1 protein-coding gene is annotated in these 26,680 nt (G+C 68.1%); it reads right to left on the reverse strand.

The window, feature by feature from the left end:
* Positions 1-2 precede the first annotated feature (2 nt).
* Entirely contained in the window at positions 3-26,642 is a 26,640-nt protein-coding gene (locus tag NOF53_RS23645; RefSeq protein ID WP_255973365.1) for a non-ribosomal peptide synthase/polyketide synthase, read from the reverse strand.
* Between the last annotated feature and the right edge of the window lie 38 nt (positions 26,643-26,680).

Consider the following 26,680-nt stretch of genomic DNA (forward strand, 5'->3'; position numbering starts at 1 on the left):
GTTCACCCTCCCCCTCGACCTTCGAGGTACGCCGCCAGCACAGGCCCGATGACGGCGAGGGACTGTGGCTCGATCATGTCGTTGTGGCCACAGTCCACCGGGTGCTCGTCGATGCGCCCGGTGACGAGCGGTTGCCACTCCTGCGCCGACCGCGGCCGGGTGGTGGTGTCGTCGTCACCGACAGCCGGAAAAATGAGCAAGTTGCCTTCGTAAACCTGGGGAACGAAGCGGTGCATTAGATTTCGCGAGTTCTCGTAGCCGGCGTTGATCCGCTCGAGGTGCTCCGCCCGCACCCCGGAGTCACTTCCCCAGGACTCGTTGAGCAGCCGGGCCGCCTCCTCGTAGGTGAGGTCGCCGTCAGTGTCGATCACGAGGCCGAGTCCACGGAGGAGCTCGAGCATGTCGAGCTTCCCGAACAGGGCATCCTCACCGTTGTCGGGGTAGCTGTCCATGACGGCCAACAACCCGACCTCGTCACCGGTGTGCTGAAGTTCGACGGCCATGGCGTGGGCGATGACACCGCCGAGCGACCAGCCGAGCAGGTCGTACGGGCCTCCGGGCTGGACGGCCTTCATCTCCTCGACGTAGCGGTGCGCGAGCTGCTCGAGGGACGAGTATTCACCGTCACCACTGATCATGGGCAGTTGCAGTCCGTATGCGGGGTGGTCGTCGGGCAGGTAGCGCACGAGACCCGCGTAACCCCAGGAGAGTCCGATGCCGGGGTGCACGCAGAACAGCGGCCGCCCATGGCCCTCGCTGCGCAGCGGAATCAGCACCGCCAGCACATCCTCCACTCCTCCGGCAGTAGTCGGGAGGGCGAGTCGGCGGGCGATCCCGGACGGTGTCGGGTCGAGGAACATCCACTGCAGCGGAATCTTCCGGTCCAGTCTCTGTTGGAGGGCGCCGACCACTTTGGTTGCGAGCAGTGAGTTACCGCTCCTGTCGAAGAAGTTGTCGTCGGCACCTACCCGGTCGACGCCCAGAACCTCGGTGAAGACGTCGACAACGGTTGCCTCGAGATCGTTTGCGGGCAGCCGGAACCGATACCCGGAGAGGAACTCCGGCGCCGGCAGGGCGGCGCGGTCGAGCTTTCCGACCGGAGTCAGCGGGATCTGATCGAGCGCGACGATCGCGGCAGGCACCATGTGCGCGGGTAGCCGCTCACCGACGAACCGGCTCAATTCTGCGGTGTCGACATTCCCGCCTCCGGCCGGGCGCACATAGGACACGAGCAGCGACTCGCCACTCGGCCCGGACCGGCCGATCGTCACGGCGAACCCGACGGCAGGGTGATCGGTGAGGGCCGCGTCGATCTCCCCGGGCTCGATGCGGAAGCCACGTATCTTGACCTGGAAGTCACTGCGACTCACATACTCCAGAGTTCCTTCGGGCCGCCACCGCACCACGTCGCCGGTGCGGTACATCCGCTCTCCCGGGGCACCCCAGGGGGCGGCCACGAAACGCGACGCCGTCGACGCAGGCCGACGGTGGTAACCCGCAGCCAGGGCACGCCCCGACACGTACAGCTCGCCCACCACCCCCACCGGAACCGGACGCAACCGGGAATCGAGCACCACCTCCGAGACACCTCGCGTGGGTGCTCCGAGAGTGATCGGTTCACCGGGCGCCAGTACGGGACTGATGTTGGACATGATCGTGGTCTCGGTTGGCCCGTAGGCGTTGAACATCCGGCGGCCCGGCGCCCATCGGGCGACGAGTTCCGGTGGACACGCTTCGCCGGCCACGACCAGCGTGCGCAGGGACTCGAAGCCGACGGGGTCCATCGACGCCAGCGCTGTGGGAGTGACGAAACCATGGGACACCCGTTCGTTGCCGAGAAGCTCGGCCAGTTCCGCGCCGCCGAAGATCGTGGGGGGCGCGATCACCAGGGTCGCACCTGCGCAGAATGCCATCACGAGTTCGAAGACCGACGCATCGAAGCTCGGCGACGCGAAGTGCAGCACCCGGGAGTGCGCGCTGACGACGAGCACGTCGCGTTCCTCGGCCGCCAGATTCGCCAGGCCGCGGTGGGTGACGGTCACACCCTTCGGAGTTCCGGTGGAGCCCGATGTGTAGATCAGGTACGCGGGATGCCACTCGTGCAGGGGTGCAGTGCGATCCGCATCCGAGACCCGGGCAGGCGACTGCACACCGGTGCGCTTCTCCTCGCCCGGATCATCGAGCACGAGCCAGTTCACGAGATCGGGCAGCCGATCTCGGTGCGCCCGGACCGAGATTCCGTACGCCGCAGCGGAGTCGGTGAGCATGTGCTCTATTCGTTCGAGCGGATACCCGGGATCGATGGGCAGGAATGCCGCGCCCGCGCGGGCGACGGACCAGACCGACAGCACCGATTCGACCGACCGCGACAGGCTCAGCGCCACCGAAGTTCCCGGGCCGACACCGAGTTCGATCAGTCTGCGGGCCAGCCGATTCGACGCCTGGTCGAGTTCGCGGTACGACATCGACCGGCCCTGGTAGCGGATCGCCTCCGCATCCGGGTTCTGTTCGGCTGCCGCGGACAGCAGATCCGGCAACAACAGAACGGGCGCATCGAGCGCTCCGCGGGCCGGCGTCAGTTCCGCGACCTCGTCTGCGCGAAGTATCTCGATGTCGCCGACCGGAATGCCGGAGTCCACCGTGACGGCGTCGAGGACGCGCACGAACCGCTCCGCGAAACCCTCTACCGTGCGGGCGTCGAACAGGTCGATGGCGAAGTCGATGGCACCGTCCATCCCGTCCGCCACACCGTTCGCTTCGAACTTCTCGGCGAGGATTACCTCCAGGTCGACCTTCACGACGTCGAGGGCCGGGTCCAGCCCCTCTACCCGCAGTCCCGGCAACGCCAGCACGGGACGCTCGTTGTTCTGGAACTCCAGGGAGACCTGGAATACCGGTGAATGAGCGGTGGACCGCACCGGCCCCACCGCGTCCACCACGCGCTCGAAGGGGACGTCGGCGTGCGCAAATGCAGCGAGGTCCGCGTCCCGCACCTGCGCGAGGAGGCCCGAGAACGGCTGTCCCGGTTCGACTGTGCTGCGCAGGGCGAGCGTGCCGACGAACATCCCCACGAGATCGTCGAGTGCCGCTTCCCCACGTCCGGCGATGGGGGTGCCGATCACGATGTCCCCGGTACCGCCGAGGCGACCGAGCAGCACGGCCAGCGCGGCGTGCACGATCATGAACTCCGTCGAATGATGCAGGCGGGCCGTCGCACGGATCCGCTGGTGCAGTTCCGCGTCCACCACAAAACGCACTCGGTCACCGATGAACGACTGCTGAGCGGGCCGGTGGTGGTCGGTGGGGAGTTCGAGTAGTTCGGGAAGCCCGGACAACGCCGACCCCCAGAACGCAAGTTGCCGCGACAGCAAGGATTCGGGATCGTCCTCGGAGCCCAGCAACCGTCGCTGCCACAGCGTGTAATCGGCGTACTGCACGGGCAGCGGCGTCCAGGCCGGTGGCAGACCCCGCATGCGGGATTCGTACGCGACCATCACGTCGCGCACCAGCGGCGCCATCGAGAATCCGTCAGCCGAAATGTGATGCACCACCACGGCGAGCACGGAGACGGCGCCGCCGAGTGAGAACAGTGCGATGCGCAGCGGCGCGGCAGCGGTGACATCGAAGCCGGTCGACACGAGGCGCGCCAGTTCCTGCTCGAGCACGGACTCGTCCGCAAGCGCAATCGGCGCGAGATCGGGAACCTCGGGTTCGAGTACTTCCTGCACGAGCTCACCGTCCCTGAGCGGGAAGCGGGTACGCAGCGATTCGTGCCTCGTCACGACATCGACAAGCGCGGAAGTCAGGGCGTCGACGTCGAGTTCGCCGGTGAGCCGCACGAGCATCGGAATGTTGTAGGCCGGCGACGACGTGTCGAACTGGTTGATAAACCACATGCGTTGCTGGGCATAGGACAACGGGATGCGTTCGGGGCGCTGCCCGGTTGTGAGGGCGGGGCGACCCGACGGACCGGCGCCCGCATGTTCGATGCGCGCGGCGAACGCGGCGACCGTCGGCGCCTCGAACAGCACCCGGACGCCGACATCGGCGCCGAGGGCCGCACGGAGCCGGGCCACCGCGCGGGTCGCACTCAGGGAGTTTCCGCCGAGGTCGAAGAAGTTGTCGTCCGCACCTATGCGGTCGATGCCGAGAATCTCGGCGAACGTGTCGGCCACCGTCTCCTCGACCGGATTCGCAGGAGCGCGGTATTCGCCCGCAGCAAGGCCGAAGTCGGGTACCGGCAGGGCCTTGCGGTCGAGCTTGCCGACCGCGGTCAGCGGAATCTTCTCCAGCACGGTGATCGACGACGGCACCATGTGGGCGGGCATGCGTTCGCCGAGGTGCCGGCCGATCTCGGCGGTGTCGAGTTCGCGCCCGGGTATCGGCACGAGATACGACGCCAGGAAGGTGTCGCCGGCGGGGCCACGGTGAGCGAGGGTGACCGCGAACCGGACGCCCGGCTCGTCCGCGAGAGTGGCGTCGATCTCACCGAGTTCGATGCGGAATCCACGAACCTTTACCTGGAAGTCGCTGCGGCCCACATATTCGATGGTCCGGTCGGCAGTCCAGCGCACGATGTCGCCGGTGCGGTACATACGTTCTCCGGACCCCGCGGGGTTGGCCACGAACCGTTCCGCGGTGAGCCCGGGGCGGCGGTGGTAGCCGCGCGCCAGACCAGCCCCGGCCACATACAGCTCCCCCGGAACGCCGACGGGCACCGGCTGCAAGCGGGCGTCCAGCACCAGTTCGGTGACCCCACGGATCGGTCCACCGATCGTGATGGGCTCGCCTGCCTGCAGGGGCTCGCTGATGTTCGACATGATGGTGGTCTCGGTCGGCCCGTAGCCGTTGTACAGCCGGCGCCCCGGCGCCCACCGGGACACGAGATCGGGTGGGCACGCCTCCCCACCGACGGTGACGTCGGTGAAGTGCCCCAGTCCGGCCGGGTCGAGGGACGCGAGTGCCGACGTGGTGACGAACGCGTGGGTGACACGGCGGCTCGCGACGAGGTCGGCGAGTTCGTCCCCGCCGAACACGGTGGGCGGTGCGATCACCATTGTCGCTCCCGCGCCGAAGGTCAGCAGGTATTCGAATGCGGCTCCGTCGAAACTCGGCGTCGAGAAGTGCAGCGTCCGGGACCCCGGGCCGGCGGCGAACCGGGCGAGTTGTTCGCGCGCAAAGTTGTCGAGGCCGCGGTGCGACACCACCACACCCTTGGGCCGGCCGGTGGAGCCCGACGTGTAGACAAGATAGGCGGCGGTGTCGAGAGTGACGGGAGCCGCGCGTTCGGCGTCGGTCACCGCCGCCGCGGACGCGCCAGCGCACTCGTCGGCGAACGGCGGGTCGTCGAGAACGAGCCAGGTGGTGTCGCCGGGCAGCCTGGGTCGGTGTTCAGCTGTCGTGAGGCCGACGGCGCATCCGGAATCGGTGAGCATGTGCGCGATGCGCTCGTCGGGATAGTTCGGGTCGACGGGAACGAAGACGGCCCCGGCCTTGGCCACCGCCCACAGGCACAGCATCGAGTCGAGGGAGCGGGGAATACCCACGGCCACCGCAACTTCGGGACCGGCGCGGGCGAGGAGGACGCGCGCCAGCCGGTTCGATCGCTCGTCCAGCTCGCGGTAGGTCAGCTCGCGCTCGCCCGACGACAGTGCCACCGCATCCGGGTCCCGCCCCGCGGCATCCGCGAAGATCTGGGGGAGCGTCCGGGTGGAACCGCCCGGCGCGCCGCGCACAGGCACCAACTCGTTGCGCTCACGATCGGTGAGCAGCGACAGTCCCGCGAGCGGTACGTCGGGACCGCCGCAGGCATCGAGCACCCGCACCACCCGCCCCGCGATGCTCTCGACAGCGCCCGCATCGAAGAGGTCGGGAACGTACTCGAACTTCAGGTGCAGCCTCTTCTCGGCCGAGGCGACGAGGCTCAGCGGGTAGTGGGCGGCGTCGGCCGCGTCGACGCCGAGCACCCGTAGGCCGGCGATATCGGTCTCTTCCGACAACCCCGCACGGTCCACCGGATACGACTCGAACACCGTCAGCGTGTCGAACCCCACGCCCGGCCCGGCGGCGTCTTGAATCTGCGCGAGACCCGTGTAGTGGTGATCGAGCATCGCCGCCTGTTCGCCCTGTACCCGTTCGAGCAAGGCCCACAAAGTTTCGCCCGGGCGCAGCGTCACCCGCACGGGCACCGTGTTGATGAACAGGCCGATCATCGTCTCGATGCCCGACAGCTCCGGCGGCCGCCCGGACACGGTCGCACCGAACACGACGTCGTCCCGTCCGGTGAGCATCCCCAGCACGATTCCCCACGCCGTCTGAAGGATGCTGTTGAGGGTCAACCCCCGGGAACGTGCGAAATCGCGCAGCTGGTTCGTCCGGTTCTCGTCGAGGTCGAACGCCCATTCCCGCGACACGGTGGACAGGCGTCGGGCCCGGTCCCCGGGGACGAGCAGCGTCGGTTCCTCGACACCGGCAAGAGCGTTCGCCCACGCCCGCGCCGACGCACCGGTGTCACGTCCGGTCATCCACGCGAGGTAGTCGCGGTAATCGCGCACCCGCGGCAACGGTGACAGGTCTGCGTCCGTGGCATACAGCGTGAGCAGTTCCCGGATCAGTAACGGCATCGACCAACCGTCGAGGAGGATGTGATGGTTCGTCGACACCAGGCGGTACCGACCGCCCGGCATCGCGACGAGGAGGAACCGGATCAGCGGAGCGGTCGCCATGTCGAACGGGGTGGTCCGGTCGTCCGCGAGCAACCGCCCGAGTTCGACGGTGGCCGCCTCGTCACCGAACGTGCTCAGATCGATCTCCCGCCAGGGCACCATGATTGCGCGTTCCACCACCTGGACGGCCCGCCCTTCGGCGTCGTGGAGGAACGCGGTGCGCAGGTTGGGGTGCCGTTCGAGGAGTGCCCCGGCCGCCCGATGCAGACGCGACGCGTCCACGCTGCCGCCGAGTTCGAGGCTCAGCTGGACGAGGTAGGCATCCACGGACTCGTCGGCCAGCTCGGCGTGGAACAGCATGCCCGCCTGCAACGGCGACAGCGGCCACACGTCGACCATCGACGGGTAGCGCCGTTCGAGGTCGCCGATCGCGCGCTGGTCGAGACGGACGAGATTCAGATCGGACGGGGTGAAACCGCCACCACCCGACTGCACCTGCAGGGTAAGGGCTGCGAGCGCCGACACCCACAGGTGCGCGAGTTCGCCGACATCCGCGGTGGTGAGCACCCCGAGGGGGAACCTCCACGTGGCCGTCAGTTCGGGGCCGGCGCCGGAGTCGGTGGTCATTGCGTTCACGTCGACGGCCGCGGGCACGGGCAGACCGGTGTGCGCGGCCTCGGCCAATCCGGCGTCGGAGATCGGCATCCAGTCACCGTCCCCTGTGGTGCCGGCACCGAGCCTGCCGAGGTAGTTGAAACTCAGCTGCGGCGAAGGCAGAGCCGAAAGATGCGGCGCCGTCTCCGGATTCAGGTAGCGGAGCAGACCGAAACCGATACCGTGGTCGGGGATCGCGTGCAACTGCTCCTTCACGAGTTTGAGCGCAACGGCCGCCGCCGGGCCCGCAGCGAACGCGTCGTCGACGTCCACCCCGGTGAGGTCGAGACGCACGGGGAAGATGCTGGTGAACCAGCCCACCGTCCGGGCGAGATCCGCCCCCGGCACCACCTGTTCTTCACGCCCGTGTCCCTCGAGCGTGACGAGGGCGCCCCCGGATTCGATCCCGCGTGCCCGCCGCCATCGCACGAGAGCCAGGGTCAATGCGGCGAGCAATCCGTCCCCCACGCTGCCGTGGAACGCTTGCGGGACGGTGGTCAGCAGCGCCTCGGTCACGTCCACCGGCACCCGGACCTCGACCTCGGCGGTCCGGATGTCCGATGCGGTGAGGATCCGGGACCCGAGCAGCGGGTCGGGGGCGGCGAGCATCCCTCGCCACAGGGCGAGTTCGGCGGCCCGGCGCGGCTCCTGCGCGGCGTCGGCAAGCCCATGCGCCCACCGGCGTATCGACGTCCCGACGGCGGGCAGAGCCGGCGGCGCATCCGTGCGCACCTGGGCACACGCCGAAGCCAGGTCGGGGATCAGGATTCGCCACGAGACCCCGTCGACCACTACGTGATGGGCGACGATCAGCAGGCGTCCGGTGGTCCGGGGGGTCGCAGCGCTCTCGAACCACACCACCTGAATCATCACGCCCGACTCCGGATCGAGCCGGTCGGTGGCCGCGTCGAGTTCACGCGCAGCGACGTCACCGAACGTCGACTCGAGCGGCACCGTGCGCACGACCGCGGTGGCCCGCACCCAGCCGATCGGTTGCACCGCCATCGACCAACCGTGCTCGGCCCGTTCGCTTCGCGACAGCCGCGCGCGCAGTACGTCGTGGCGGTCCAGGACGGCCTGCACGGCGGCCGTCAGCGTGGTTTCGTCGAGATCGGCGGGGGTGGTGAACAGTGCGGCCTGCGAGTACCGGCGGAAGTCTCCTCCCCTACCCAGCATCCACTGCACGATCGGCGTGAGGGGGACCTCGCCGACGCCGCCGCCGGGCAACTCCTCGAGAGTGACCGCCTCGTCTCCGGCAGTCGCGATCTCGGCGAGAGCGGCCACGGTTTTGCGTTCGAACACGTCCCGCGGGGTGATGCTCACTCCGGATGCCTTCGCCCGGGTGACGAGTTGGATCGACATGATGGAGTCGCCGCCGACGGTGAAGAACGAGTCGTCGACGCCGACCGACTCCAGACCCAGCACCTCGGCGAACAGATCTGCGAGTATGCGTTCCGTGTCGGTTGCCGGGGCGCGCCCGACCGACACCTGTTGTCCGAAGTCCGGATCGGGCAGCGCGCGCCGGTCGAGTTTTCCGTTCACCGTGAGCGGCATACTGTCGAGCACCACTATGGCGGCCGGAACCATGTGCGCGGCCAGCCTGCGGCCCAGCGTCTCGATGATCCACGACGGGTCGAGCGTCCGGCCTGACTCGGGTACGACGTATCCCACCAGGCGTTCACTGCGCGACAACACCACCGACTGCGCTACCCCCTCGCAGGCGAGGAGCGCGGATTCCACCTCACCGAGCTCGATCCGGAAGCCCTTCACCTGGACCTGGAAGTCGTTGCGACCGAGGTACTCCAGCTCCCCGCTCCTATTCCACCGGCCCAAGTCGCCCGACCGGTACATCCGGGAACCCGGCACGTACGGATCAGCGACGAACCGGGTCGAGGTGAGAGCGAACCGGCCGAGGTATCCACGCGAGACCTGGGCGCCCGACACATAGAGCTCGCCCACCACTCCCGGCGGCACCGGGTGGAATCGTCCGTCGAGCACGTACACGCGCAGTCCGGGCAGCGCCCGGCCGATGACGGAGGCCGAGGCATCGTGGGCGAGCGCCTCGTTCATCGGCAGGTGGCTGACATGCACCGTCGTCTCCGTGATGCCGTACATGTTGACCAAGGTCGGTGCCGAGTCGCCGTGCCGGCTGTACCAGCGGGTGAGCTGTCCCAGGTCGAGGGCTTCACCGCCGAAGATTACGTAGCGCAGCGCCAGATCCGTGCCGCAGGCCACCCGGTCCTCCTCCGCCAGCTGGTAGAACGCGGTAGGCGTCTGGTTCAGCACGGTCACCCGCTCGTCGCGGAGAAGCCGCAGGAACGTGTCGGGTGTTCTCGTGGTGAAGTAGTCGACCACCACAAGGCGGCCGCCGTGGAGAAGGGCGCCCCACAACTCCCAGACGGAGAAATCGAAAGCGGCAGAGTGGAACATGGTCCATACGTCCGCGGAGTCGAACCCGAACAGGGGCCGGGTGCGCGCGAACAGGGTGCCGACGTTGCGGTGCGACACCTGAACGCCTTTCGGCTGCCCCGTCGATCCGGAGGTGTAGATGACGTACGCCACCGCGTCCGGATGCAGGGGTCTGGTTCGCTCTGCATCGGACACCGGCAACGGCGACACACCGTCGAATTCGGCACCTGTACCGGCGCTGTCCACGGCGAGAATCGGGACGTTCTGGCCTCGAACGGATTCCGCCTCGCTCTCGGTGGTCAGCACGCACACCGGCCGTGCATCGTCGAACAGAAACGCCAACCGCTCGGCCGGATACGTGACATCGATCGGAACGTAACCCGCGCCCGACTTCACCACCGCGAGCAACGCCACCACAAGATCCACGGATCGGGCTGTCGCGACTGCCACCAGCGATTCGGGGCCCGCGCCTCGGGCGATCAGGTTCCGTGCGAGGCGGTTCGATCTCGCGTCGAGTTCTTCGTACGTGAGCGAGGCACCCTCGTACACGACGGCCGTCGCCCCGCGGTTCCGTTCCAGGGCCTGGGCGAAGAGCTCCGGCAGCGTCGCCGCCGGTTCGTTCGGCTCGGCCGGCTCGGCAGTGGCCGGTAGGAAACGGTCCCGTTCGCCGGGGTCCAGAATGTCGATGTCCCCGACGGGCGTGTCCGCGGCGGAGGTCACCGACTCGAGCAGGCGCACGAACCGCTCCCCGAGACGGAGCACGGACTCGCGGTCGAGAACATCGGTCGCGTATCGGAGGCCGGCGCCGATCCCGGCAGGGGCGCCGTCCTCGTCGACGTGTTCGGCGAGGCTCAGTTCCAGATCGAACTTCGCGACGTCGAGATCCACCTCGAGCGATTCGACGACCAGGCCGGGCAGCTCGAGGTGGGTACCCACCGCGTTCCGAAACTCGATGAGTACCTGGAACAACGGGGCGTGCGCGGTCGACCGCTCCGGGGTGAGATGATCGACCAGACGCTCGAACGGAATGTCGGCGTGCTCGAATGCACCCAGATCCACCGACCGCACGGCGGTCAGCACCTCCGAGAACGACGCCCGCCCGTCCACCGGGGCCCGGAGTACCAGCGTGTTGACGAACATGCCCACCACGTCGTCGAGCACCGCCTGCCCACGTCCGGCGACCGGTGTTCCGATCGGGACGTCGTCCGTTCCGGACAGCCTCGACAACAGCACGGCAAACGCGGCATGAACCGCCATGAAGAGTGTCGAATTATTTTCGGCGGCTATTGCATTCAACGCGCGATGCAATCGCGCAGGCACGGCGAACTCCACGACGTCGCCGCGGTACGACCGCTGGGCAGGGCGGGGCCGGTCCAGCGGAATCTGCAGCACCTCCGGTATCCCGGATAGGGTGCGCGTCCAGTACCCGAGTTGCCTCGACATGACGGAGTCGGGGTCGTCCTCGGCGCCGAGAACGGTCCGTTGCCACACGCTGAAGTCGGCGTACTGCACCGGCAGCGGTGTCCACGCGGGTGTTTCCCCCATGGTTCTGGCGGTGTACGCGAGCATGATGTCGCGGGCCAGCGGCATCATCGAGAACCCGTCGGCCGCGATGTGGTGGACGACGATTGCCAGGACGTGCGACTCGGCTCTCACCTCGAATAGGCTTGCCCGGAACGGTATGTCGATACTCACATCGAATCCGGTGGCGACCAGGGCGGCGAGCGCCTCGCGCAGCTCCCGGTCACCGGATACGGTGACCGGATGCAGGGCTGGGGTGGCCCGTCCGGGATCGACGATCACCTGGTGTGGTCCGTCGACCGAACCGGGAAACACGGTGCGCAGGGATTCGTGCCGCTCCACCACGTCGCCCACTGACGCGAGCAGGGCGGCCCGGTCGAGCGCACCGGCCAGCCGCAGTGCGATCGGAATGTTGTAGGCGGGCGACGACGTGTCGAACTGGTTGACGAACCACATACGCTGCTGCGCCAGCGACAACGGTATCCGCTCGGGACGCGGCCGGGCGGCGAGGGCCGGCGAGGGAATGTTCGCGGTCGCCGCCGACTCGATCCGCACGGCCAGGTCTCCCACCACCGGTGCGTCGAACAGGGCGGCCACTCCGAGCGCGACGTCGAGTGCCGAGTTGATGCGTGCGACCGCGCGGGTGGCGCTGAGTGAATCACCGCCCAATTCGAAGAAGCTGTCGTCCGCGCCGACTCGCGCAATCCCGAGGACCTCGGAGAAAACCCGCGCGACAGCTTCTTCCACCGGCGTGGTCGGCGCCCGGAAACCCGTGGCCGTCGACGCGAAGTCCGGTGCCGGCAGTGCTTTCCGGTCGAGTTTGCCGACGGGTGTCAGCGGGATCTCGTCGAGTACGACGACGGCGGCGGGAACCATGTACTTCGGCAGGATTCGTCCCGCAAACGCGAGCACCTCCGGTGCCACCACCTCCGCGCCGTTGTGCGGCAGGACGTACGACACCAACGCCGTGTCCCCGAGTGGGCCGGGCCTGCCGAGGGTGGCGGCGAAGTCGAGGTTCGGGTGGGTGGTGAGGACGGAGTCGATTTCCCCGAGCTCGACGCGCTGCCCGCGGATCTTGACCTGGAAGTCACTACGCCCGAGGTACTCCAGGGTGTGGTCCCGGCGCCACCGCACGACGTCACCGGTCCGGTACATCCGGCCGGCGCCGTGCGGGTTGGCGACGAACCGTTCGGCGGTGAGTGCCGGACGGCGGTGGTACCCGCGGGCCAGGGCCGGTCCCGCAATGTACAGCTCGCCCGGAACCCCGGCCGGCACCGGCTGCAGTCGTGGGTCCAGGACGGACAGGGTGATGCCGCGGACCGGACTGCCGATCGTGACCGGCTCACCCGGAATCATCGGCCGGCTCAAGGTGGTGAGAACGGTGGCCTCGGTGGGCCCGTACCCGTTGAACATCGCCCGGCCCACACCCCAATGGGCCACCAGTTCGTCACCGACCGCATCGCCGGCGACCACGAGCGCCTCGAGGTGTTCGATGCCGTCGCGGTCCACCGTGGCGAGAACCGCCGGAGTAATGCAGGCGTGCGTGACGCGTTCCCGCCGCAGCAGCGCCGCAAGTTCCGCACCACCGTAGATGCCGGGTGGCGCGATCACCAGCGTCGCACCGGCGGCGCACGACTGGATGACCTCGAGGATTGCCACGTCGAAACTCGGGGAACAGATGTGGAGGCACCGCGCCTCATGGGAGATGGCGTAGTGCTCGCTCTGCTCGGTGAGAAGATTCGCCAGCCCGCGGTGGGTGACGACGACACCTTTCGGCCGGCCGGTCGAGCCGGAAGTGTAGATCGCGTACGCGGCGTGATCGACGACGAGCAGTGAGCGTCGATCGACGTCGGTGACGCGGGCGCGGGACGCGGCAGAGAGGGCCTCGTCGACGCCCGGATCGTCGAGCACCAGCCACGGCACCGATTCGGGCAGGCGGTGCCGATACGCCGAGGTGGTCACGCCGAGCGCCGCACCGGAGTCTGCGAGCATGTGCTCGATGCGGTCGGCGGGATAGTTCGGGTCCACGGGCACGAACGCCGCACCTGCCTTGGCAACCGACCACACCGACAGCACCGACTCCGGTGAGCGAGGCAGGCCGAGTGCCACGAACGTTTCCGGTCCTGCGCCCCGCGCGATCAGCACGCGGGCGAGGGCGCTCGACCGCTCGTCCAGTTCGCGGTAGCTCGTCTGCCGTCCCTCGAAGAGGAGAGCTGGAGCCTCGGGACGAGGTCCGAACCCGTCGGTGAGCAGTTCGGGCAGCGTGCGCGGTGGGCCGGAAGGCGCGCCGGACACTGCGGTGTATTCCTGCAGTTCCGCCTCCGACAGCAGGGTGAGCCGAGCGAGCGGAATGTCGATGTCCGACAGCATGACCTGCAGGACGCGGGCGACCCGAGCCGCTACCGACTCGGCGAACTCGCTGTCGATCACGGCCGGTTGGTACCGCAGTCGCAAATGGAGTGCCGTGTCCACGTGCGCGATCAAGGTGAGCGGATAGTGGGTGGCGTCGATCCCCTCGACTCCCGCGAGCCGCATACCGTCGATGTCCGTGTCCTCCGACAATCCCATCCGGTCCACCGGATACGACTCGAAGACGGTCAAGGTGTCGAAGACGGCACCGTCTCCTGCGGCACGCTGGATTTCTGTGAGGCCCACGTAGTGGTGGTCGAGGAGGGCAGACTGTTCGGCCTGAAACCGTTCGAGGAGTTCGGCGAGCGTCTCCTCGCGGCGCAGGCGCAGCCGGACGGGCACCGTGTTGATGAACAGGCCGACCATCGACTCGATGCCGGCGATCGCGGGCGGGCGACCGGACACCGTGGCTCCGAACGTGACGTCCTCGCGGGTGCCCAGTGTCGCAAGCACCAGCCCCCAGGCGACCTGCACGAGGGTGTTGGTCGTGAGACCCCGCGCTCGGGCGAGCGCCTCGAGCACCCGGGTCTTCTCGTCGCCCACGTCCAGGCGCACGTCCTCGGGGTCGGCGAAGCTCGGTTCACCCCGCGCAGCGGGTGCCACGATGGTCGGCTCGTCCGCGCCGGCGAGTGCGGACACCCAGGCGGCGGTGGACCGTTCGTGATCTTGTTCCGCGATCCACTGCAGATAGTCGCGGTAGGACGTGCCCCCCGGTAGGGCGGCGGTGTCGCCCGCCGTGGCGTACAGGACGAGCAGATCCTTGATCACCAAAGGCGTCGACCATCCGTCGAGAAGGATGTGGTGGTGCGTGAGCACCAGTCGGTAGCGGCTGGGTGCGGTACGCAGCAGCGTGAACCGGAGCAGCGGAGCCCTGGACATGTCGAACGGGAGAGCGCGGTCCACGGCCATCGCCGCGGTCACTTCCGCGGTAATCCGGGTGCCGGTCTGGTCGGACAGGTCGATGTTCGACCACGGCGCCGTCACGGAGTCGAGGACCACCTGCACTGGCCCGCTGCCGGTGTCGGCGAATGCAACTCGCAGGTTGTGGTGCCGGTCGAGCAGGCCCTGCGCGGCGCGGCGCAGGCGGGCGGCGTCGACGGCGCCGTGGAGGTCGAGCACCAACTGGACCATGTAGGCGTCCACGTGCTCTTCGGACAACTGGGCGTGGAAGAGCAGGCCGGCCTGCAACGGCGACAGCGGCCAGATGTCCGCGAGGGTGGGATACGTGTTCTCCAGCCGGTCGATGTCCGCCTGCCCGAGGGACACCAGATCCAGATCGGACGGTGTCAGGCCACCGGCGTCGGGCCGACTCGCGTGCTCGGCCAGCAGGGTGAGTGCGCGAACCCAGAGGTCGGCGAGTTCTTCCACGTCCGCACTGCGCAGGACACCGGTCGGGAAGGCCCACGTCGCCGTCAGGACGGGTTCGCCGTCCCGCATCGTGGTGGCGGCGTTGACATCCACGACCCACGCGACCGGCATGTCGCGGTTTTGGGTTCCGCCGAGGTCGGAGCTGCCCTCGACGGGCAGCCATGGCACGTCACCCATGCTGGTCGCCACGCGGCCCAGGTAGTTGAAACTCACCTGCGGCGGCGGGAATCGGCGGAGCACTGACGCTGTCTCCGGGTGCAGGTACCGAAGCAACCCGAACCCGATTCCGTGGTCGGGGACCGTGAGGAGTTGTTCCTTGACGGCCTTGATCGCAGTCCCGGCAGCGGATCCGCCGGCGAGGACGGCATCGACGTCGACGCCCGTGAGGTCGAGCCGCGCGGGAAACAGGCTCGTGAACCAGCCGACGGTCCGGGACAGGTCTGCACCGGGGACGACGTGGTCCTCGCGACCGTGGCCTTCGAGATTGATCAGCGCATCGGCGGTTTCGACACCGCGCTGCCGACGCCAGCGGATCATCGCCAGCGCCAGCGCCGTGAGCAGGCCGTCGCCGACGGTGCCGTGGAACGCCGCCGGGAGTGTGGTGAGGAGTGCGCCCGTCACGTTCGACGGCACCTCAATGGCGATACGGGCTTGTGCGGCATCGATATCGACGGCCGGATCCAGCGATCGGGAGCCGAGCAGTGGGTCGGCGCCGTCGAGCATGGACCTCCACAGCTCGACTTCGGCGCGGCGATTCACCGCGGCGTCCATCAGTCCGTGCGCCCATCTCCGCATCGACGTGCCGATGCCCGGCAACGCCGCGGTGAAGCCTTCGGCGATGCGGGCCTGCGCCGCAGCCAGATCGGTGATCAGGATGCGCCACGACACGCCGTCGACTACGAGGTGATGCGCGATCAGCAGCAGACGTCCGCGACCGTCAGGGCCGTCGAACCAGAGCACCTGCACCATGCTCGCGGTCGCCGGATCCAGGCGGTCCGCCGCCGCGTCCAGTTCCGCGGCCGCAATCGCGGAGAACTCGCCGTCGAACGAGTCGACGGGCACGCGCCGGATCACCGCCTCCGGCGACACGGACCCGGGCGGCAGCACCGTCAGCCCCCACGCCCCGTCGTCGCCGGCGAGACGTGCGCGGAGCATGTCGTGACGATCCAGCACCGCGCCGACTGCGCCGGCGAGAGTCTCGTGTGTGAGCCCGGGGGGCGCCGTCACCAGCACCGCCTGGGAGAAGCGCTTCAACCTGCCCCCGCTGCGGTCGAGCATCCATGCGACGACGGGTGTCGGCGGTACCGGACCGATACCCCCTCCGGGAAGCTCCTCGAGCACCACGGAATCCGGGCGTTCTCGATGCGCCGCCTCGGCGAGACCGGCGACCGTTCGGCGCTCGAACACATCGCGCGGCGACAGGATCAGACCTGCTGCCTTCGCCCGCGCCACCAGCTGGATCGACATGATGCTGTCGCCGCCCAGCGCGAAGAACGAATCCTCCACCCCCACCGAGTCCAGTGCGAGCACGTCCCGGAACAACGCGGCGAGCAGTTCCTCCGTCTCCGTCCCGGGGGCGCGGCCGCCGGTGAAGACGGCACCGAAGTCCGCGTCCGGCAGCGCTTTCCGGTCGAGCTTTCCGTGTACGGTCAGCGGAAGCGCCTCGATCACCACAATTGCAGCAGGAACCATGTACGACGCCAAGCGAGTACCGGCGAATGCGAGAAGTGCCCCGATGTCGAGGTCGGCCCCGGGTCTGGGAACCACGTACCCGACGAGCCGATCAGCTGACCCGCCGCTGCGCCGCACGTCCGCGACGGCGGCCGCCACATCGTCGTGTGCGAGCAGTGCCGACGCCACCTCACCGAGTTCGATCCGGAAGCCGCGGATCTTCACCTGGAAATCGGTGCGGCCCAGGTACTCCAGTTGCCCGTCCTTCATCCACCGAACGAGGTCGCCGGTCCGGTAGATGCGGCTGCCGGCGGGCCCGAACGGGTTGGCCACGAAGCGTTCGGCGGTGAGGGCGTAGCGGCGATGATAACCGCGTGCGAGCGCCGGGCCTGCGAGATACAACTCGCCCGCAATTCCCACCGGCACGGGCTGTAATCGCGCGTCGAGGACCGCCTCGCCGAAGCCGAGAGTGGGCGCACCGATGGTCACCGGTTGGCCCGGCACCATCGGGGAACTGATACTCGACACCACCGTCGACTCGGTCGGCCCGTACGCGTCGAACAGGTTCCGCCCCGGCGCCCAACGTGCAACCAACTCGGGCGGGCAGGCCTCGCCGCCCGTCACCACACATATCAGATCATCAAGTCCGGCGGGATCGACCGAGGCCAGCGCCGCAGGTGTCACGAAACAATGGGTGACCCGCTCACGACGCAGCAGATCCGACAACTCTTCTCCGCCGTACACGGAAGGTGCCGCGATTACCATCGTGGCGCCCGGTCCGACCGCGAGCATCAGTTCCAGGATCGAGGCGTCGAAGCTCGGGGACGCAAGGTGCAGGGTTCGTGCCACCGGGGTCGTGGAGAACGTATACTGTTGCTGTGCCGCAAAATTCGCGAGCCCGCGGTGAGTGGTCACCACGCCTTTCGGCCTGCCGGTCGATCCCGACGTGTAGATCAGGTACGCGGGGTGATCGATGTGCAGGGCCGACGTCCTCTCGGCATCCGTCGCCGGTGTCGCCGGGAACATCGCCAGCTCCGCTTCGATCCCGGGATCGTCGAGTGGCAGCCACGGGAGCGCACCCGGAAGCGACGGGCGAAGCTCGGCCGTCGTGAGGCCGGCCACGGCGTCGGAGTCCCCGAGCATGTACTCGATGCGCTCGGCGGGATGGTTCGGATCGACCGGCACGAAGGCCGCACCGGACTTTGCCACCGCCCACACGGCCACCACCGATTCGATCGACCGCGACAGTGCGAGCGCCACAACCCGTTCCGGACCCACCCCACGTGCGATCAACAGTCGCGCGAGCCGGTTCGACTGGTTGTCGAGGTCACGGTAGGTCACGCGCCGCCCCTCGAAGGACAGCGCCTCGGCAGCCGGGTCGACGGCGGCGGCGTCCGTCAACAGCTCGGGCAGTGTGCGTGCCGGCACGCCACGGCCGCCATGCACCGAGGTCAGGGCGGCCCGTTCCTGCGGGCCGAGCACGTCGATGTCGCCCACCCGGACATCGGGATCGACCGCCACTGCGGCCAGGATCCGGACCAGGCGCTCCGCGAAGCCGGCCACCGTGCCTTCGTCGAAGATGTCTGCGGCATACCCTAGCGCCGCGGTGATACCTCCGGGAGCGCCGTCGCCGTCGGTGTTCTCGCGCAGACTCACCTGCAGATCGAAGTTGATCGTCTCGAAGGGAAGGTCCAGCGCTTCGACGTGCAGACCCGGCAGTTCCAGTTCGGGGCGTTCGGTGTTCTGGAATTCGAGCATCACCTGGAACAGCGGCGAATATGCAGTCGACCGCGACGGTCGCAGGCTTTCGACCACCCGCTCGAAGGGGACGTCCGCGTGAGTGAACGCGCCGAGGTCGCTCTCGCGCACCCCCGTGAGGAGTTCGGCGAACGTGCCGGCACCGTCGACGCGGGTGCGGAGCACCAGGGTGTTCACGAACATTCCCACCACTTCGTCGAGTGCGGCCTCGCCTCGTCCCGCGATCGGTGTGCCGACGGCGATGTCGTCCGACGCGCTCAGTCGCGACAGCAATACCGCCAAGGCCGCGTGCAGGGCCATGAACACGGTAGAGCCGTGTGTGCGAGCCACCTGCACAATGCCCTGGTGTAGCTCGCGACCGATCGCGAACTCGATCCGGCTACCCTTCAGTGTCCGGGCCGCCGGACGGGGCCGGTCCGTCGGAAGTTCCAGCACGTCGGGTAGTTCGGCCAGCGTCGCCGTCCAGTAGCCCAGTTGGCGAGCGAGCGGCGACGACGGCTCTTGTTCGGATCCGAGCCAATCTCGCTGCCACAGAGTGTAATCGGCATACTGGACCGGCAACGGCGCCCAGTCGGGTGCAGCGTCGTGGTGCCTGGCGGTGTACGCGGCCAGAACGTCACGGGCCAGCGGCACCATCGAGAAGCCATCGGCGGCGATGTGGTGCACCACCACGGCCAGCACGTGCTCGGCCACGCCTCGCTCGAACAGCCGGGCGCGGAGCGGAGTTTCCACGGTTACGTCGAATCCCGTCGACAGCAACCGGTCGACCTGCTCGCGGAGGTTCTCCAGACCGCTGGTGGTCTCCGGTTGAATGCTCGGCATTGCCTCGAGTGCAGACAGGATCACCTGCCGCGGCCCACGATCGGTCAGTGGGAAGACGGTGCGAAGGGACTCGTGCCGCTCGACGACGTCGGCGATCGCCGCCTGCAGCGCAGACACATCGAGAGTACCGCTGAGACGCAGGGCGATGGCCACGTTGTAGGCCGCAGAACCGGTGTCGAACTGGTTGATGAACCACATCCGCTGCTGTGCCAGCGAAATCGGTACCTCGCGCGCAGGATCCCTCGGGGCGAGAGCCGGCCGCGCCCACTCCACCGTAGTCCCGGCCTCGGCGCGGGCGGCGAGGCCGGCGACGGTGGGCGCGTCGAACACGTCGCGCACACCGAGACGGTCACCGACTGCGGCATTGACGCGTGCCACCAGCCGGGTGGCGGTCAGCGAATTCCCGCCCAGGTCGAAGAAGTCGTCGTTGGCACCCACCCGGGCGATGCCGAGCAGGTCGGCGAACACGGCAGCGACAATCTCCTCCACCGGGTTGCGGGGAGCAACGAAACTGACCGTCGACGTGCCGAATTCGGGTTCGGGCAACGCTGCGCGGTCCAGCTTGCCGTTCACGGTGAGAGGCAACGAGTCGAGTACCACCACTGCGGACGGCACCATGTATGAGGGTACCGACGTGCCGACCGAGTCGAGTACTGCCGACGGATCGACGGCCGCACCCGCCTCGGGAACGACATACCCCACCAACCGATCCCCGTCGCGGTCGTCGGCGCGGACCACGACCACCGACTGCGCCACTCCGCCGCACGCGGCGAGCGCCGCCTCCACCTCGCCGAGTTCCACCCTGAATCCGCGTAGCTGTACCTGAAAATCACTGCGGCCCACGTACTCGAGCCGGCCGTGTGGACCCCATCGCACGATGTCGCCGGAACGGTACATGCGCGCCCCCACCCTGCCGCGGGTGAAGGGGTCGGCAATGAAACGAGTTGCCGTCAAAGCAGATCGGCCCACGTACCCGCGGGACACCTGTTCGCCGGACACGTACAACTCGCCGACCACGCCGGGCGGCACCGGATGGAGGCGGCTGTCCAGGACGTACACCCGCAGCCCCGGAAGCCCCCCACCGATCACCGACCCGGACACGGACGACGCCAGCGCGCGATCGAGTGCGAGGAAGCTGACGTGCACCGTGGTCTCGGTGATGCCGTACATGTTCACCAGTACGGGGGCACGGTCGTCATGTCGGGTGTACCACCGGTCGAGCTGACCGATGTCGAGCGCTTCACCACCGAAGATCACGTACCGCAACGACAACGCCGTCTCGTCGGCGTTTTCGATCACGCTCGCCGCCCGGTCGGCCTCCGTCAGCTGGTAGAAGGCGGTCGGCGTCTGGTTCAGCACCGTCACCCTTTCCCGACGGAGCAGTTCGAGGAAGGTATCGGGAGACCGCGCCGTGAAGTAGTCGACCAGAACCAGCCGGCCACCGTGAGCCAGCGCTCCCCACAATTCCCACACGGAGAAGTCGAAGGCGTAGGAGTGGAAGAGGGTCCACACGTCGGATGAGTCGAACCCGAACAGGTTCCGGGTATTGGCGAGCAACGCGACCACACAGCGGTGCGGCACCTGAACACCTTTCGGGCGCCCGGTGGATCCCGACGTGAAGATCACGTAGGCGACGGCGTCCGCCCGCAGTGGCCGCAACCGGTCCGAGTCGGTGACGGGAAGCCCCGAGAAGCTTTCCACAGCGCGGTCGGTCGCCGGATCGTCGATCATCACCAGTGCAGTCCCGTTCGGTGCCAGCGCCCCGAACTCCGCGCTCACCACAGCACACACGGGGTGCGCGTCTTCGAAGATCGCGGCAACGCGCTCGGCCGGATAACTGGTGTCGACCGGAACGTAGCCGCCGCCGGCGGCGAGCACCGCCAGCAACGCGACCACGAGGCTCGGGGTTCTCTCCACCATCACCGCGACCAGCGTTTCGGTTCCGACTCCGCGTGCGATCAGCAGCCGCGCCAACCGGTTCGCCCGTTCCTCGAGCTCGGCGTAGGTGATCCTGTCGTCACCGCACACCACGGCGACGGCGTCCGGTGTCTTCGCCACCGCGCGTGCGAACAACTCGACGAGGGTGTGCGACCCGGCCCGGACGCCCTCGTTGTTCCACTGGTCCAGCACGAGGCCGCGCTCGACCGCGCCCATGACGTCGATGTCCCCCACGGTCACCGCCGGATCCGTCACCACCGCCCGCAGAACGCGGACGAATCGTTCCCCGAATCTCGCCACTGACGTGTGGTCGAAGACGTCGGTGGCGTACAAGAACCCCGCCGACATGCCTGCGGCAGCGCCCTTGTCGTCGTAACGCTCCGCAAGTGACAGCTGTAGATCGAATTTGGAAACACCCGGGTCGACGTCGACCGCTTCGACAGTGAGGCCCGGCAATTCGAGGTGCGCTCGCACCGTGTTCTGGAATTCCAAGAGCACTTGGAACAGCGGCGAATACGACGTCGAACGCACGGGGGCGAGCTCGTCGACGACGCTCTCGAACGGCACATCGGTGTGCCCGAACGCACCGAGATCCGTGTCACGGGCCTCGGCCAGCACGTCGGTGAAGGCGGCGTCCGGCCGTACCCGGGTCCGCAGCACCAGCGTGTTGACGAACATCCCCACGAGGTCGTCCAGCGCCGCCTCGCCACGCCCCGCGATCGGTGTGCCCACGGCCACATCGCCCGATCCCGACATCCGCGACAGCAACACGGCGAAGGCCGCATGCATCACCATGAACAGAGTCGCGTTGTGCTCGCGCGCGAGCAGGAGCAGTTGCCGGTGCAGACCGGCGTCGATCGGGAACGACGCGCACCGGCCCTGAAGTGACCGTGCGACAGGCCGGTTGCGGTCGAGTGGCAGGTCGGCGACCTCGGGCAGTTCAGACAACGCCTCTCGCCAGTACCCGAGCTGCCGGGACAAGAGACTGCCCGAATCTGCGGGACTGCCGAGGAGCCCGCGCTGCCACACGCTGTAGTCGGCGTACTGCACCGGCAACGGTTCCCAGGAGGGCCGGGCGCCCGCCCGCCGTGCGGAATAGGCCACCATGAGATCGCGGGCCAGCGGCGCGAGCGACGCCCCGTCGGCCGAGATGTGGTGCACCACGATCACGAGCACGTGTTCGTCCGGGCCGATCCACAGGAGTGCGGCGCGCAACGGCACAGTGCGACTGACGTCGAACCCGACGGCGAGGAGCGTCTCGATCCGCTCGTTCAGCGACTCGTCGCCGTCGACACGCGGGGTGAGGTCGGGAATGACCTGTGCCGCGTCGACGATCTCCTGGTACGGGCCGTCTACCGATGCGGGGTACCTGGTGCGGAGCGATTCGTGCCGCTCGATTACGTCGCCGACCGCGGCCCGCAACGTGTCCGCGTCGAGAGGGCCGAGGAGCCGTACAGCCATCGGAATGTTATAGGCCACCGACCCCGTGTCGAACTGATTGAGGAACCACATCCGCTGCTGCGCCAGTGACAGCGGAATCCGCTCGGGCCGCTCACCCCGGACGAGAGGCCGCCGATCCGCGAGTGCCGTACCCGCGCGCCGGACGTGTGCCGCGAGGAGTTCAGTGGTCGGTGCATCGAACAGGGCACGCACGCCCACGTCCGATCCCAGAGCGGCGTTGATCCGCGCAATCACCCGCGTCGCCACCAGCGAGTTGCCACCGAGGTCGAAGAAACTGTCGTCGACGCTGATCCTCGCGACACCGAGAATCTCGGTGAACACTTCGACGATCGTTTCCTCCACCGGATCGGCAGGCGCGCGGAACTCCGCGGCGGCAGAGAGGAACTTCGGTTCCGGCAACGCTGCCCGGTCCACCTTCCCGACCGGGTTCAACGCGATCTCGTCCAGCACCATGATCACCGCGGGCACCATGTATGCCGGCAACCGATTCCGCACCTGCCGCAGCAACTCGGCGGTCTGGATCGGCCGCCCGGCCGCAGGCACGACGTACGACACCAGCACGGTATCCCCGGAGGGGCCCGGCCGCCCGACCGTCACCGCGATCCGCACGTCCTGATGCGCCTGCAGTATCGCGTCGATCTCGCCCAGCTCGATCCGGAATCCCCGAACCTTCACCTGGAAGTCGCTGCGCCGCAGATACTCCAGGGTGTGATCGGGTCGCCAGCGCACCACGTCACCGGTGCGGTACATCCGGCCGGGGCCGTACGGGTCGGCGACAAACCGCACCGCCGTGAGCGCGGGCCGTCCGTGATACCCCCGGGCCACACCGGCTCCGGCGATGTACAACTCGCCCGGAACGCCGACGGGTACCGGGTGCAGCCGGGCATCGAGCACAACCTGCTGGGTACCGCGGATCGGCCCGCCCAGGGTGATCGGGCCTCCCGGTGTCATCGGCGCACTGATGTTCGCCATTATGGTGGTTTCGGTGGGGCCGTAGGCGTTGTGCAACCGGCGGCCCGGCGCCCACCGGGCGACCAGCTCGGGCGGGCAGGCCTCCCCGCCCGTAACGACGTCGAGGAAGTCGCCGAGCGAATCGGGCGGAATCGTACTGAGCGCCGCCGTGGTGACAAAGCCGTGCGTGACGCGCTCCGACTGCAGCACGTCGGCGATCTCCGTGCCACCGTAGGTGGTCGGCGGCACGATCACCATCGTCGCCCCCGCCCCGAATGCCTGCAGGTACTCGAATACGGACGCGTCGAAGCTCGGTGTCGAGAAGTGCAGCGTGCGAGACGATCTCGTCACCCCGAACCGCTCCTTCTGGTCGAGTGAGAAGGAGTCCAGCCCACGGTGCGTGACGACCACGCCTTTGGGCCGTCCCGTGGAACCCGAGGTGTAGATCAGGTATGCCGAGTTGTCGAGATGCAGGGGCCGGCGGCGATCGGCATCGGTCAGCGGCGTGTCGGACCGCGCGGCACGCTCGGCCCGGAAGTCGGGATCGTCGAGCACCAGCCAGGGAATCGAGTCGGGCAGCTGCTTACGCAGGGCTTCCTCTGTCAGACCCAGCACCGCACCGGAATCGGTGAGCATGTAGTCGATTCGGTCGGCGGGATAGTTCGGGTCCACCGGCACGAACGCCGCCCCCGCCTTCGTGATCGCCCACACCGAGGCCACCGATCGGAACGAGCGTGGCAACGCCGATGCCACGAAGGACTCCGGGCCCACACCACGATCGATCAGCACTCGCGCAACCTGGGTCGACCACCGGTCCAGTTCTCGATACGACAACTGCTCGCCTTGCCGGGACAGTGCCGTCGCCGCGGGGTCGAGTGCCGCGGCGTCCGCGAAGAGAGCGGGCAGGGTCCGCTCGGATCGGCCTGGGCGACCCCGTACCGGGGTCAGCGCCGAGAATTCCTCGTCGGACAGGATCGTGATGTCGCCGATCGGAACGTCCGGGTCCGCGGCCACCGCGTCGAGTATCCGGCCGAAGCGCTCGGCCGCCACCCGAATAGTGTGGGTGTCGAAAAGGTCAGCCGCGAAACCGAATTCGACGGTGACGCCTGCCGGTTCACCCGACTCGTCGGTCGCCTCAGTGACGGACGCGCACAAGTCCAGACCGGAGACGGGTGCACCGCGGGCGCCGTTCTCGCGAGTGTCGAGGAGCACTTGGAAGATCGGTGCGTACGCGTCCGACACCGAGACGTCGAGTTCGCGCACCAGACGCTGGAACGGGACTTCGGTGTGCGCCAACGCCTCGACAGCGACGTCCCGAACCTGGTGAAGAAAGTCCCGGAACGACGCCTCGCCCGCGTACCGGGCACGCACCACGACGACATCGGTGCGCTCGTCCACGTCCACCGGGATTCCCACGGCGAGGTCCTCGCTGCCGGTGACCCGGCCGAGCAGAACCGACAGCGCCGCGAGAAACACCGTGCGGGTGGTGGTGCCTGCAGCTGCGGCGAGGGCAGCGACACGTCGATGCAATGCGCCCCCCAGCATGACGGACACCCGGTCACTCGCCTGTGACAGCTGCGCGGGCCGGGGCCGGTCACTCGGCAACGGCAACAGGTCGGGCAGTCCACCCAGCTGCCGGCGCCAATACTCCACTTCGGCTGCCTCGCGCAGCAGACGCTCACCGGTGCGGGCAGTGGTTCGGTGAACACTGCCCACCTGCGACTGCGGATCTGCGACGGTGAGTTCCTCGAGCAACTCCAGGAACTGTCGATGATGATCCCTCAGTTCGGTGCTCTCATACCGGCTGGGGTTGGCCCGGAAGTCCACGAAGATTTTGGTGGGTGTACCGCTCTGGTAGACGTTGATCAGCAAGTCCTCGACCGGACCGGACGTGACGATGTGGAAGTTCCCGGTGAGGGGGCCCAGCGCGACCTCCTGACGGAACAACATGACGTTTACCATGGGCCCGTACAGCTCAGCCGCCTTGTCGCCGGCGTCACGGCGGATGTCGTCGAGACTGCACCGCTGATGCCGCAAGGCGCCCACCAGTTCACGCTGCACCTGTTCGACGAGTTCTCCGACGGTGTCCCCGCTGCGGACACTGACCGGCAACGGCGCCACGTTGACGAGCATCCCGCCCGAGTTCCGCAGCGCGGCCGTCGTCCGCGCCGAGACCGGAATGGTCACCAGCACATCGGTCCTGCCGGTACGCCGCGACAAATAGCACGCGGCAGCGGCGATCAGTATGGCCGCTGACAGGCTGTCGCGGGAATCGAGCACCGCCACAACGGCGTCGGACAGTGCGGCGCTCTCCACCATGCTCGTGGCCGACACCTGTCCCGTCCTGCGCGCCAGCGTGGTCCCCTCGACCCCGGCCACTCGCTGCGACCAGTACTCACGGTCGGTGACGAATCGCTCCGACGTCCGGTACCGGTTGTCGAGGTCGTACAACTGCCGCAGGTTCACCGCACGGTTCGGATCCGGCTCACGAGGGGCAATCGACGCGGAGTAGCGGTGTGCGATGCGGCGCAGCATCGTCATGGCGCCGTAACCGTCGAGCGCCACGTGATGAATTCGGCTGTACCAGAGGAAGTGCGTGTCACCGATCTGCAGGATGGACGTCTCCACCAGGCGATCTGTACTCAGGTCTATCGGTGTGACGTAGTCACGTTCCATCCAGTCGTGCGCCGCCGCCTCGGGGTTGACCTCGTTCCGGAAGTCGAGGTAGGCGATCGACGTGTCGGTCGCCTGGTCGACATACTGCAGCGGCTGCCCTTCGATGTCGTCCACCTTGAGCAACGGCGACTCGAACTCGAAGGCCGTCTCGACCGTCTCCCGCCGGAGCAGGTCGACATCGAGTACGCCGGAGAACTCGACGTACTGGGCGATGAAGATCGGGACCCGGGGTTCGAGCTGCTGAGCGAACCAGGTGGCCCGTTGCGCTGCCGACAAGGGGAACGGTTCCGCGTTACCCAACCCCGAACTGACCGTCTTCTGCGATTTGGCGGGTGCCACTGTTTTTCCTTTCGGAAACGGATCCCCGACAGGATCAG

The organism is Rhodococcus tibetensis (genome assembly GCF_024438035.1).
GTDB classification, from domain to species: Bacteria; Actinomycetota; Actinomycetes; order Mycobacteriales; family Mycobacteriaceae; genus Rhodococcus_F; species Rhodococcus_F tibetensis.